10 protein-coding genes are annotated in these 12440 nt (G+C 69.0%); all 10 read left to right on the top strand.

Annotated elements, in window-relative coordinates:
- The first annotated feature begins 9 nt into the window (after positions 1–9).
- The 10 genes from NU688_RS19035 to NU688_RS18990 all read left to right on the top strand — a co-directional run bounded on the left by NU688_RS19035 (position 10) and on the right by NU688_RS18990 (position 12423).
- Positions 10–420: a DUF2177 family protein gene (locus NU688_RS19035; protein WP_257862351.1), complete on the top strand. Its 411-nt coding sequence runs from the start codon at positions 10–12 to the stop codon at positions 418–420.
- Positions 421–507: 87 nt separating this feature from the next.
- The gene (locus NU688_RS19030; protein WP_257862350.1) at positions 508–1611 is read left to right on the top strand and encodes an acyltransferase; all 1104 of its coding nucleotides are present in this window, start codon (positions 508–510) and stop codon (positions 1609–1611) included.
- A gap of 81 nt (positions 1612–1692) precedes the next feature.
- Positions 1693–3777: a TonB-dependent receptor gene (locus NU688_RS19025; RefSeq protein ID WP_257862349.1), complete on the top strand. Its 2085-nt coding sequence runs from the start codon at positions 1693–1695 to the stop codon at positions 3775–3777.
- A 275-nt stretch (positions 3778–4052) separates the two neighbouring features.
- Complete coding sequence (locus NU688_RS19020; RefSeq protein WP_257862348.1) at positions 4053–4586, top strand: hypothetical protein; 534 nt, start codon at positions 4053–4055, stop codon at positions 4584–4586.
- Between the two features lie 43 nt (positions 4587–4629).
- Entirely contained in the window at positions 4630–6729 is a 2100-nt protein-coding gene (locus NU688_RS19015; protein WP_257862347.1) for a hypothetical protein, read from the top strand.
- 110 nt (positions 6730–6839) lie between these two features.
- Positions 6840–9431 carry a fused MFS/spermidine synthase gene (locus tag NU688_RS19010; protein ID WP_257862346.1) on the top strand — a complete coding sequence of 864 codons (2592 nt, stop codon included), beginning with the start codon at positions 6840–6842 and terminating at the stop codon, positions 9429–9431.
- 49 nt (positions 9432–9480) lie between these two features.
- On the top strand, positions 9481–10299 hold the full coding sequence (locus NU688_RS19005; protein ID WP_257862345.1) for a peptidylprolyl isomerase: 819 nt from the start codon (positions 9481–9483) through the stop codon (positions 10297–10299).
- Positions 10300–10304: 5 nt separating this feature from the next.
- Positions 10305–11273 (top strand): HupE/UreJ family protein, encoded by a 969-nt coding sequence (locus tag NU688_RS19000; protein ID WP_257862421.1) that lies wholly within the window; start codon positions 10305–10307, stop codon positions 11271–11273.
- Between the two features lie 5 nt (positions 11274–11278).
- Positions 11279–11929 carry a 2OG-Fe(II) oxygenase family protein gene (locus NU688_RS18995; protein WP_257862344.1) on the top strand — a complete coding sequence of 217 codons (651 nt, stop codon included), beginning with the start codon at positions 11279–11281 and terminating at the stop codon, positions 11927–11929.
- A 35-nt stretch (positions 11930–11964) separates the two neighbouring features.
- Positions 11965–12423, top strand: a complete 459-nt coding sequence (locus NU688_RS18990) for a copper chaperone PCu(A)C (protein ID WP_257862343.1) — start codon at positions 11965–11967, stop codon at positions 12421–12423.
- Positions 12424–12440: the final 17 nt, after the last annotated feature.

The following is a 12440-nucleotide window of genomic DNA, read 5'->3' as shown; positions in this document are numbered from 1 at the left end:
ATCCCGCGGATGAGCACCAAACACCTCGTCGCATGGGCCGCCACCTTCGTCGTGCTGCTGGTGATCGACATGCTCTGGCTCGGCGTCGTCGCCAAGAGCATGTACCAGGAGGCGATGGGCGACCTGATGTCGCCGCAACCCCGGCTGGCCTTCGCGGCGGTGTTCTACCTGATCTATCCCGTCGGCCTCTTGGTCTTCGCGATCCTGCCGGGCATGGAGGCGCAGGGCGTCGCCCGGGCCGCCCTTCTGGGTGCGCTCTTCGGCCTCTTCTGCTATGCCACCTACGACCTCACGAACCTGGCGGTGATCCGCAACTGGCCGCTGGCGCTGTCGTTCATCGACATCGCCTGGGGCACGCTGGTGAGCGGCGTGGCCGCGGCGGCGGGCGCCCTGGCCCTGCGCTGGTTCGCCGCGCGTTGATTCCACCCCACATCGTGACTTTCGTCATGGGGGTTGTAACGCCTTGTCAATGCAAAATCCTGCACCAACAATGCAGGGGGCAACAAGATGGGCGAGCGCGGCACCGCGATCAGCTTCGAAGACTTTCAGGGCACACGCAATTTCGGCGCACTCGACGGCCTGCGGGCCGTCTCCGTTTTCCTCGTCTTCAGTGACCATTTCGGCGGCATCGGCTGGACACGTTTCTCGGGCTGGCTCGGCGTCCACGCCTTCTTCGTCCTCTCCGGCTTCCTGATCACCACGCTGCTGCTGCGCGAGCGCGACAGCACCGGCGGCGTGTCGCTCAAGGCCTTCTACATCCGCCGCACCACCCGCCTGCTGCCGCTCTACCTGCTGGTCTTCCTCGCCGTGCTGGGCCTGAGCCATGTCGCGCAAGACGGCACCTGGGAGCAGATGAAGGCGGCCACGCCCTACTACCTGACGCTGCTCAACGAGCTGGCCGACATGGCGCCCCTGCACATGACCTGGACGCTGGGCGTGGAGTGGAAGTACTACCTGGTCTGGCCCGCGTTGCTCGTGGCCTTCGGTGCGACGCTCAGGTCGGGCCTGGCGACCGTCGGCTTCTGCCTCGTGGCGCTGGCCATGATCGGCATCGGCGACTTCCAGTGGAAGCTGCTGCTTCCGCAGAACTACGTCGGCATGCTGTTCGGCTCGGGGCTGGCCATTCTGATGAATGCACGCCGCACCTTCGGGCTGGTCCGCTGCTTCATGAGCCATGGCGCGGCCATCGCGCTCGTGCTGGCGCTGCTGGTGGTGCATCGGCGCTTCCCGGTGATTGCCGGACGCATCGGCGATGCCTCGGCCATCGCGCTGTACAGCCTGCTGATCGCGATGCTGATCCCCGCGCTCATCGCCGCCCGCACCTGGGTCGCCCGAGCGCTGGCATCGAAGCCGCTGGTGTTCGTCGGGCACCGGTCGTATGCGATGTACCTGGTGCAGTACACCGCCGCGCACGCGGTGATCGCGGTGCTGCCGGGCCCCACCATCGTGGGCGGCACGCTGCTCTTTCTTTCGTTCGCGGTGGCGCTGGTGTTCTCGGACCAGCTCTACCGCTGGTTCGAGAAGCCGATCACCGACTGGGGCCACCGCTGGGCCAGGGCGGTGAAACAGCCGATGGCGCTGCGTCCGGCGGGGGGCAGCCCGCTCGCCTGAGCCATTTCGCCCGGCGCGTCATGGCGGCGTCACTCATTCTGTGAAGAATCCGCGGGCTTTCAAACAAAACAAGGTTTTTCAATGAGGGTCGGACAGCCACTTCGGCGGCCGCTGCTGCTGGGGGTGGTCTTCGCCGCCAGCGCCGCTTGCGCGCAGGAAAGTCATTTGCGGGAGATCGAGGTACAGGGGCCGCGCGATGCCACCGTGGGCTCGGCGGACAGCGCGAGCGAAGGCGCGGCGGAGCGCGAGTCGTTCCAGGCCCGGCCCAAGCTGCGGCCCGGCGACATCGTCGAGGCGGTGCCGGGCGTGGTCGCCACGCAGCACTCGGGCGACGGCAAGGCCAACCAGTACTTCCTGCGCGGTTTCAACCTCGACCACGGCACCGATTTCGCGGTGACGGTCGACGGCATGCCGGTGAACATGCCCACGCACGGACACGGCCAGGGCTATGCCGACCTGAACTTCCTGATTCCCGAGCTCGTGTCGGGGGTGCGCTACCGCAAGGGGCCGTACTTCGCCGAGGGCGGCGACTTCTCGCTCGCGGGCAGCGCGTCGCTCGACTACTTCAGCGTGCTGGACGCGCCCTTTGCCGAACTCACGCTGGGCGCCAACAACTTCAAGCGCCTGCTGGCCGCGGGCTCGCAGACCCGGCAGGACCAGACCTGGCTGGGCGCCATCGAGATCGAGGGCAACAACGGGCCCTGGGACGTGCCGGAGAACCTGCGCAAGGTGAGCGCCGTGGCGCGCTACTCGCAGGGCTCGCCCACGCGCGGATTCAGCGTCACCGGCATGGCCTACAAGAGCCGGTGGACCTCGACCGACCAGGTGCCCGAGCGCCTGATCGACAGCGGGCAACTCTCGCGCTTCGGTTCGCTCAACCCCACCGACGGCGGCACCACCGAGCGCGTGAGCCTGTCGGGCAAATGGTTCGACAAGGGACCGGAAGGCGAGACGACGATCAGCGCCTATGCAATTGCCTACCGCTTCGACCTGTTCTCCGACTTCACCTATTTCCTGAACAACCCGGTCAACGGCGACCAGTTCGAGCAGACCGACCGCCGACGCATCTTCGGCGCGCAGGCGGCGCACACGATGCCCACGAAGTTCGGCGGGCTGGACGGTGTGCTGAGCTTCGGTGCGAGCTGGCGCGGCGACCGGATCTCGGAGGTGGGCCTCTACAACACGCAGGCCCGCGAGCGGCTCTCGACGGTGCGCAACGACAAGGTCTCGCAGGACCTGTTCTCCGTGTACGGCCAGCAGCTGGTGTATTTCACCGACCGGCTGCGCGGCTATGCGGGCGTGCGCGGCGACATGCTGCGCTACCGCGTCGACGGCCTCGAGCCCGTGTACGGCGCGGTCAACAGCGGCAAGGGGCATGACTCGATCGCGAGCCCCAAGGCCGGCCTCGCCTTCGCGCTGACGCCGCAGCACGAGCTCTACCTGAACGCGGGCGTCGGCTTTCACAGCAACGACGTGCGCGGCGCGACCATCGCCGTCGACCCCGCGAGCGGTGCGGCCGCCGACCGCGTGCCGGCGCTGGTCAAGGGACGGGGCGCGGAGCTGGGCTGGCGCTTCCAGCCCGACGAGAACTTCACCGCGACGGTGGCGCTGTGGCAGCTCAGGCTGGACTCCGAACTCGTGTATGTCGGCGACGCCGGCACCACCGAGCCCGGACGCGCCAGCAGCCGCCGCGGCATCGAGGCGACGATGCGCTGGAAGCTGGCCGACGCCTGGCGCCTGGAGCTCGACGGTGCGGTGTCGCGCGCGCGGTTCAAGGGGCTCGCGCCGGAAGGCGAAGGCAACTACATCGACAACGCGGTCGAGAAGGTGTTTGCCGCCGGCGTCACGTACACGCAAGGCCCGCTCACCACGTCGCTGCGGCTGCGCTACCTGGGCCCACGCGCCCTCGACTCGCGCAACATCGAACGCTCCAAGGCCGCGACCCTGCTCAACCTGGGCATTCGCTACGCCGTCAACCCACGGCTCACGCTTGGGCTGGACGTCTTCAATCTCGCCGGCAAGAAGGGCAACGACATCGAATACGCCTACGCCTCGTGCTCGGCAGGCGAGATCGCCAGCGGTGCCTGCGGCGAGGGCATCGACGGCCGCCACGTGCATCCGATGGAGCCGCGCAGCGCGCGTGTCAGCGCGCGCTGGACTTTCTAGCCATCGCCGCCTCTGCCTCTCAGCCTCTGGGCTGAGCGGGCGGGATCAGCACCACTTCAAGCCTTCATCGCGACATCGGCGATGGAGGTTTGCCTGCACGCGGCGACTGTGTACGGATTGCAAAGCTTTCAAAAAAGAAAGCTTCGGACCCTCAAATTCACGGCAACGTAACAACCGAAAAATAGAGTGAACTTTTCGGTGACGGGACGCACGCGCCCCGAAAAAACACAGCCCTTCATCCACAACTCACTTCAGAAAAGAGAAAGGCATCCGCCATGAATTCATCTCAAGGTCAGCGTTTCCGATTCCTGCTCGCCAGCAGCCTGCTGGCCGTACTGACCGCCTGCGGCGGTGGCAGTGACGGCGGCGGCCAAGCCTTCTTCTTCCCACCACCCTCCGGCGGCGGCGCGGGCGGCGGCTCGAACGACACGACCCAGCAGGCGGCGGCGTTCGCCACCGACTACGGCAGCGGCCTGGCCGCACTCAACAGCTACGGCGGCCTGACCAACTCCGCCTTCCTCAACAACTTCGACGACACCTTCCTGGACGCTGGCTATTCCAAGCCGCAGGTGCGCGACGCCCTGGCGCAGGAAGCCGCCGCGCTGCTGCTGTTCTCGACGGAGCTGTCGTCCTTCCCGTCCGTGAAGCTGTCGGCAGTCACCATCACCGGCTGCAATGCGGCCAACGTGTGCACGCTGACCGCCACGCTGACCAACTCGGATGTCGACACCACCGCCGTGACCTTCACCACGCAGCTGTCGTACGTCGGCGGCAAGTTCCGCCTGCTCGGCGACCAGAAGCAGGCCTGAGCCGCCTGTTCTCCATCACGAACCGAACACGGAAATTCCTCTCATGAAGACTCCTTTTCCCCGACGCGAACTTGCGCTGGTCGCGCTGGCCAGCATCGCCGCGATTCCCTTGAGCCTCGCCCAGGCCGCCGACCGCGCGGACACCAAGGCGAGCGGCACCTACGTCGCCGGCGACTTCCACAACCACACGACCTGCTCGGACGGCTCGCTGTCGGTGCAGAAGCTGGTCGACAAGTCGGCCAAGACCTTCGGCCTGGACTGGTTCGTCCAGGCCGACCACGGCGGCAACAGCGCGCGCAACTGCACGTTGGCCGAAGACCCGTTCGAGCCGGTGGCGCCGGCCCTGGGCCTGACCAACAGCGCGACCGGCCCGTACCCGCCCAACACCTACCCGAACCCCGGTCAACCCGCCAGCATGGGCAAGGGTCCAAACCAGACCTGGGAAGCGACGCTGCCCAACGGCCGCGCCGGCATCAAGGGCGACGGCACCGACACGCCCAAGAAGATGTGGCGCTGGCAGGAAATCAAGGAATACCAATACCCCGTGATCGAGGCCGAGAGCCGCGCCCGCAACAAGCCGATCTGGATCGGCGTGGAGCAGAACGCGCCGGGCCATGAGCACGTGTCGACCAACGTGCTGCCGGGCCAGTTGCCCTGGCCCTCGACCGCCGCCGGCGGCAATGCCGCGCTGCAGGCGCAGTACGAGTACTGCTTCGACCGCAGCGACGGCGACACCAGCCGCGGCGCGGAGAACCAGTGGGATTGCACCGTGAACGGCAGCAACAACAACAACCTGCTGGACTCCGCCGCGCGCAAGATCACCGGCAACAACAGCGGCGCCACGCCCAACCTCGGTCACCTGAAGACCGTCGAAGGCATCAAGTGGATGAACGAGAAGGCGCCGACCTCCAGCTACTTCGTTCCGGCCCACCTGGAACGCGCGGGTGCCTACAACCCGACCGGCAGCAACGGCTTCAACATCGAGCACCTGCGCAACTTCAACAACGCCGCACCGAAGGTCGCCTTCGGTTTCGAGTCGATGCCGGGCCACCAGGCCGAAGGCAACCGCGGCAGCTACACCACCAACGCGGTGGGCGGCGGCACCTACGGCGGCACGGGCGTCTACGCCGCGACCGTGGGCGGCGTGTGGGATGCGCTGCTCGGCGAAGGCCGCAACTGGTTCTTCTTCGCGAGCTCCGACTATCACAACCGCGGCAGCTTCGGCGCCGACCAGCGCGAGAGCACCGCCGACTTCTTCCCCGGCGAGTACACCCGCGACTACGTGATGGTGCGCAAGGGCAGCAACAACCTCACGGCCAACGGCATCATCGACGGCCTGCGCAGCGGCAACAGCTTCGTGGCCAACGGCCAGCTGATCGATCGCCTGTCGTTCACGGTGTGCGCCGCCAACCCCGGCCTGCCGCGCAGCGCGGGCAACGCCCTGTTCGAGAAGGCCGGCCAGAACGCCGCGTCGGCCAACGGCGACGTGCGCATCAACGGTTGCGCGACCATGGGCGAGAAGCTGGTCGTGCGCCCGGGCGCGGACCTGGTGGTGACGGTGGTGCTGCGCGATCCGCAAGGCACCAACAACTCGCCGTACTCGTTCCCGAACCCGTCGCTCAAGCAAGTGAACATCACGCAGCCGCTCAATGCGCCGGTGCTGGACCACGTGGACGTGATCAACGGGATGGTGAAGGGCATGGTCAGCCCGTCCGACACCGAGAACTACGCCGGCACGCTGGGCTCGAAGGCCGCCACCAACACGACGGCAAAGGTCGCCAAGGTGTTCAACAGCACCAACTGGACGGCCCTGCCCGACGGCACGCGGATGATGAGCTACGTGGTTCCGGCCGCCAAGGCTTCGCAGTACTTCCGCCTGCGCGGCAGCAACCTGCCGGCCTCGGTGCCCTTCGAGACCGATGCCGACGGCAACCCGCTGCTCGACTTCACCTCGAACCCGTCCGACGGCACCCAGCCGGGCAAGATCGCCTGCTCGGACGCCGCCTGCCCGACCCACATGCGCACGCTGTCGGGCACGAAGTACTCGAGCCATGACGTGGCCGGCTGGTCCGACCTCTGGTTCTACAGCAACCCGGTGTTCATCGAAGTCGTGAACACCGTCAGGGTCGCCGGCATCAAGTAAGAAAAGAAGCCACCACGGTCCGTGCCTGTTGCCTTGTGCGGCGGGGCGGTCCCTGGTGCAGATCCATGTCAGAAGAAATCCGGAGCGCCATGCCCGACGGGCTCCATGAAATGTTGTCATCCGCTCGACGGGCGGATGGCGTGCGCCCGGAACTCTCCGCCGCTCACTTGCTGATGGTCTTGTCCGGCGCCGCGGCGCTGGCGTGGCAGATGGTCTGGACCGCCGAATTCGGCGCCGCCATGGGCCACGAGATCGTTGCGGTGCTGGCCGTGCTGGCCGCCTTCTTCGGCGGCCTCGCGCTCGGCGCGCAGATGTTGGGCCGGACGCTGGCACGCAGCCGCTGGCCCGGGCGCTGGTATGCCGGCTGCGAGGTGCTGCTGCTGGCATGGGGCCTCGTCCTCACCATGGCCATGCCCTCGCTGATCCAGGCGACGGCGCTGCTGATCGGCCCCGAACCCTCGGTGCTGCGGCACTGGACGGTCGCCTTCCTTTTTCCGTTCCTCCTGCTGCTGCCCGCCAGCGCGGCGATGGGCGCCACCCTGCCCGCGCTCGAGCGCCAGTTGAGCGCCGCGCGCAGCCGCCTCGGCGGGCTCTATGCGGCCAACACCTTCGGCGCGGTGCTCGGCCTGCTGCTGGCGGTGTTCGTCGCGATTCCGCACGGCGGGCTGCTGCGCACCGCGCTCCTCTGCGCTGCGGCGAATGCGGTGTGCGCGGCGCTGGCGTGGTGGCTCTGGCGCGATGCGCCGGTAGTGCCCGAGACGCCTGCACCGGCACAAGCGCGAGCGGCCGCCGGCCCTCGCGTGTCGACCCTGCTGGCGGCCACCGGCGTGCTCGGCATCGGCTACGAAGTACTCGCCGTGCGTGTGCTCAGCCAGGTCACCGAGAGCACCGTCTACAGCTACGCGTTGCTGCTCGCCATGTACCTGCTCGGTACGGCTGCCGGCGCCGCGATTTATCAACGCCTGGCCCATCGCGCGGACGATGCACGCCGGCTGCGGGACCAACTGCTGTTCGCGCTGGCCGCCGCGGTGCTGCTGTCGGGCCTGGCCCTGGGTTGGGCCGATGTGCTGTGCGCCTGGCCCGCCCGCTGGATGGGTCCCGGCGCGGCCGGTGCGCTGGCGGGCGAAGCGCTCGCGGCTGCGGCCGCCATGTGGGCGCCGACGCTGGTGATGGGCGCGCTGTTCACGCACCTGTGCATCGAGGCACAGTCCGCCGGCCGGCCGCTCGGCCGCGCGCTGGCGCTCAACACCGCGGGCGCGGCGGCGGCCCCCGCGCTGGTCGGCGTGTGGCTCATTCCGGCGGTCGGTGCGCCGGCCGGCCTGGCCCTGATGGTCGCGGGCTACCTGCTGCTGCAATCGCCCGCGCGCTGGCGGCGCCCGCACAACCTGCTGATCGCCGCGGCGGCCGGCGCCTCGGTGCTGTGGGGCGCGAACCTGCGCTTCGTCGACGTGCCCGACGGCGGCCGGGTGCTGAGCTACCGCGACGGCGTGATGGCCGCGGTCAGCGTGGTGGCCGACGCCGACGGCGTGGCGCGGCTGCGCATCAACAACCGCGCGCAGGAAGGCAGCAGCGCCAGCGGGCTGGTCGAGTGGCGCCTGGCGCAGTTGCCCCTGCTGCTGCACACGGCGCCGCCCCGGCAGGCGCTCTTCCTCGGACTGGGCACCGGCTTCACGGCCGCGGCCGCGGCGCAGGAGGCGGGCTTGCAGGTGCATGCGGTGGAACTGCTGCCCGAGGTGATCGCCGCCGCCGACCTGTTCGCAAAATATCCCGCCGCACCGATGCCGCTGCAGCCCGTGCACACCGTGCCGGCCGATGCGCGGCGCTTCGTGCAGGCCTCCGGCGCGCGCTACGACGTGATCGTGGCCGACCTGTTCCATCCCGCGCGCAGTGGCGCCGGCGCGCTGTACACCCAAGAGCAGTTCGCGGCCGTCCGCGCGCGCCTCGCACCCGGCGGCGTCTTCTGCCAATGGCTCGCGCTGCACCAGATGGACCTGGGCACGCTGCGCAGCATCGTCGCGGCCTTCCTCGCCGTGTACCCGGACGGAATCGCGGTGCTGGCCAGCAACAGCCTCGACACGCCGGTGCTTGGCCTGATCGCGCGGCCGGACGAGCCGGCCATCGACCTGGCCGCCGTGCGCACCCGGCTCGCGCGACTGGCCGGCTCGCCGCAGCTGGCGGCCGCGCGCCTCGAAGATGAATTCGCAGTGGTCGGCAGCGTGCTGGCCGGCCCCGCGACGCTCGCGCGCTTTGCCCAGGGCGCCACCGCCAACACCGACGACCGCCCGGTGGTCGTGCACCAGGCGCCGTGGGCCACCTATGCGCCGCCATCGACGCCGCGCGAGCGGCTGCTGCAGCTGCTGGACGAACTGCAGCCGCGCGCCGCCGAACTGCTGCGCACATCGCGGGGCACCGAGGCCGACCGCATGCAGGCCTACTGGTCCGCGCGCCGCCGCTACCTCGACTTCGGCGCCACCGTCCGCCCCGTCGCCGACCCGGGCCAGATGCTGCAGCGCGTGCAGGCGCCGTTGCTGGACCTGCTGCGCCATAGCCCCGAATTCCGGCCCGCCTGCGAGCCGCTGGTGGCCATGGCCCGGGCCCTGCGCGACAGCGACCCGGCACGCGCGCAGGCCATCGCCACCGCACTCGACGGCACGGGCGCCACCTGCGCCCATGCCCCGCGCACCGCCGCACCGGCGCCGTGAGCGCCCCGATCACGCGGCCTCTCAATCCTTTCACCTTCACCGCCCACCCATGGACATTTCCAACGCCCTGAAACGCGCCGCACGCGAGCCGTTGCTTCACTTCCTCGTCCTCGGCCTGTTGCTGTTCGGCGCGGACCACCTGCTCAATGCCCGCCGAGAAGACCCGCAGACCATCGTCGTCGGCGCCGACGTGCAGAAGGAAGTGCGCGAGATCTTCGTGGCCGGCATGAAGCGCGAGCCGACGCCCGGTGACATGAAGAAGCTCGTCGACCGTTGGGTCGACAACGAGGTGCTCTACCGCGAAGGCCTGTCGCTCGGCCTGGACCGCGGCGACAGCACCATCCGCGAGCGCGTGATCTTCAAGGCCATGAGCATCGCGCGCAGCGGCCTCAGCCTGCCCCCGATCGACGAGCCGCGGCTGCGCGCCTGGTTCGAGGCGCGCCGCGACCGCTACGACACGCCGACCCGCTACGACTTCATGGAGGCGGTGGTCATCGGCGACAGCACGCCCGAGGCGCTGGAGACCTTCGCCGCCGCCCTGAACGGCACGGCCAAGAGCGACTCGCAAAGCGACCTGCGCGTCTTCAAGGACCGCCCGCGCACGAACCTGGTGGAGAGCTACGGCAGCGACTTCGCCGACAGGCTGACGCAGCTCAAGCCCGGCGAATGGCAGGCCGTGGCGAGCACCGCGGGCCTGCGCGTGGTGCGCGTCGAAGCGATCAAGCCCGGCACGACGGCGAAGTTCGACGACATGAAGGATTCGGTGCACCAGGACTGGAAGGACGACACGATGGCGCAGCTCACCTCCGACGCGGTGCGCGAGATGGGCAGGAAGTACGCCGTCCGCATGGAGGGCCCGAAACCGTGACGGCCATGACGGCAACGGCACTCTGGCGCCTGGCGCTGCGCGCGCTGTTCGCGCTGGCCATCGGCTGGCACGCGGCCGGTGCCGGCGCGCACGAGATGAGCATCGCCGAGATGACGATGCGCGAGGTCGCCACGGGCCAGTTCGTCTGGGCCTGGGGCGCGCCGGGCAAGAGCCGGCCCGTTTCCGAGGAACTCACGCCGACCTGGCCCGAGGGCTGCGTGGGCGATGCGCAGACCGTGCAGTGCCCCGGGCCGATGGCGGGCACGCTGTCAGTCGAGGGCGTGGGCAAGGCGTATTCGGCCGCGCTGGTACGCATCTACTGGCGCGACGGCCAGCAGAGCGTGCACACGCTGAGCGGCTCGCAGCCCAGCGTGCGGCTTTTCGGCGGCGCGCGCGACGAACGCGGCGGCCTGGAGCTGGCCAAGGTGTACGGCATCCTGGGCGTCGAGCACATCCTGAGCGGCATCGACCACCTGCTGTTCGTCATCGGCCTGCTCTTCCTGGTCGGGCTGAACAAGCGGCTCATCGGCACCATCTCGGCCTTCACGCTGGCGCACAGCTTCACGCTCGCGGCCAGCGCACTGGGCTGGCTGACGCTGCGATCGCCGCCGGTGGAAGCGACCATCGCCCTGTCGATCGTGCTGGTCGCCGCCGAGGCGCTGCACGACCGGCAGACCTGGAGCCGCCGCTGGCCCGCGCTCGTCGCCTTCCTGTTCGGGCTGATCCACGGCCTGGGCTTCGCCGGTGCACTGAAGGACATCGGCCTGCCGCAGCAGAACATTCCGCTGGCATTGCTGAGCTTCAACCTCGGCGTCGAAGCCGGGCAGCTGCTGGTGGTGGCGCTGGCGTGGGGCCTTGTGGTGCTGCTGCGGCGCTACGCCTTCGCGCTCGCCGTGAAGCGGCCGGCGCTCTACGGCATCGGCGCGCTGGCGAGCTTCTGGACGATCTCGCGCATCGTCGCGATCGCGGGCTGATTGCCATGACCGAGCCTTCGTCTCCTTCACCTCGCGCGCAGGTCTTCGAGCTCTTCCCGACGCCGGTGATGCGCGTCGAAGGTTGCCTGGACGCTGCGCTGGTCGCCGGGGTGCTCGCGCAGCTCGGCGATGGCCTCTCGCAGGCAAACCATCGCTCCGACGCGCTGGCGCACAGCCGCCTGCTGTCGCCGGAGGACGCACCGCTGCTGCGCGAAGTGGCGCAGCGCCTCGATGCGCCGCTGCGCGAATTCGGCACGCTGCTCTTCGGCGAGGCGCTGCAGTGGCGCCTGAAGGAGATGTGGCTCAACGTGATGCAGGCCGGCGGCCAGCAGACGGTGCACAACCACGCCAACAGCTTTGCCTCGGGCATCCTCTATCTGAGCGATTGCGAGCCGGCGAGCAACACGGCCTTCATCCGCAGCCTGGGCGGGCGCGACTACGTGTTCAGCAACGCCAACCCGCGCAGCGCCACCGGCCCCTTCAACGCCGAACGGTGGATCGGCCCGACGCCGGCCGCGGGCGACCTGCTGCTGTTTCCGAGCTACCTGCTGCACGAGGTGCCGGTGAACCGCGGGGCAACGCGCACCACCCTCGCCTTCAACGCCATGCCGCATCGGCTCGATGCGTGGGGCTACGCGATGTCCTTTTCGAGCTGAGGCGTCGAACTCTCTCTTCTTTCATTCCCGACCCCATGACACCCACCCCGCGCTTCTCCCGCATCGCTTCCGCCGTGCGGCGCGTCCTTTTGCTGACGCTGGTGCTCTCGCCGATCGCCGCTTCGGCGCACGAGTACTACGGCCTGGACTTCACGCTGATCCATCCCTGGGCCGACGCCACGGAAGAAGGCCAGCTGGCGTCCGCACCGATCTACTTCACCATGGAAAGCGTGCGCAGCAAGGACCGCCTGGTGCGCGTGAGCACGCCCTACGCCGAGTCGGTGGAATTTCGCAGCAGCGACGCGCCCTCGGCCAAGGCGATCAAGAGCATCGACTTTGCGCCGGCCGACAAGCTCGATTTCGGCAAGGACCGCCCGCACATGGTGCTGCGCAACCTGAAGGTGCCGCTGCAATGGGGCCGCAGCTACGAGATGACGATGTTCTTCGAGAAGGCCCCGCCGATGCAGGTCATGGTGTCGGTCGGCGCGCACTAGGACGGCCGAGCGGCTTT

It is taken from the genome of Variovorax sp. ZS18.2.2, assembly GCF_024701975.1.
In the GTDB taxonomy this organism is placed as follows: domain Bacteria; phylum Pseudomonadota; class Gammaproteobacteria; order Burkholderiales; family Burkholderiaceae_C; genus Variovorax.
Note: the sequence above shows the minus strand (reverse complement) of the source record. Positions and strands in the feature narration are given on the sequence as shown.

Bases quoted from the DNA above. Each gene is read 5' to 3' on its own strand.
- NU688_RS19005 (WP_257862345.1), top strand. From the start codon at position 9,481: ATGGACATTTCCAACGCCCTGAAACGCGCCGCACGCGAGCCGTTGCTT.
- NU688_RS19015 (WP_257862347.1), top strand. From the start codon at position 4,630: ATGAAGACTCCTTTTCCCCGACGCGAACTTGCGCTGGTCGCGCTGGCC.
- NU688_RS19000 (WP_257862421.1), top strand. From the start codon at position 10,305: ATGACGGCAACGGCACTCTGGCGCCTGGCGCTGCGCGCGCTGTTCGCG.
- NU688_RS19030 (WP_257862350.1), top strand. From the start codon at position 508: ATGGGCGAGCGCGGCACCGCGATCAGCTTCGAAGACTTTCAGGGCACA.
- NU688_RS18995 (WP_257862344.1), top strand. From the start codon at position 11,279: ATGACCGAGCCTTCGTCTCCTTCACCTCGCGCGCAGGTCTTCGAGCTC.
- NU688_RS19025 (WP_257862349.1), top strand. From the start codon at position 1,693: ATGAGGGTCGGACAGCCACTTCGGCGGCCGCTGCTGCTGGGGGTGGTC.
- NU688_RS19035 (WP_257862351.1), top strand. From the start codon at position 10: ATGAGCACCAAACACCTCGTCGCATGGGCCGCCACCTTCGTCGTGCTG.
- NU688_RS19020 (WP_257862348.1), top strand. From the start codon at position 4,053: ATGAATTCATCTCAAGGTCAGCGTTTCCGATTCCTGCTCGCCAGCAGC.
- NU688_RS19010 (WP_257862346.1), top strand. From the start codon at position 6,840: ATGTTGTCATCCGCTCGACGGGCGGATGGCGTGCGCCCGGAACTCTCC.
- NU688_RS18990 (WP_257862343.1), top strand. From the start codon at position 11,965: ATGACACCCACCCCGCGCTTCTCCCGCATCGCTTCCGCCGTGCGGCGC.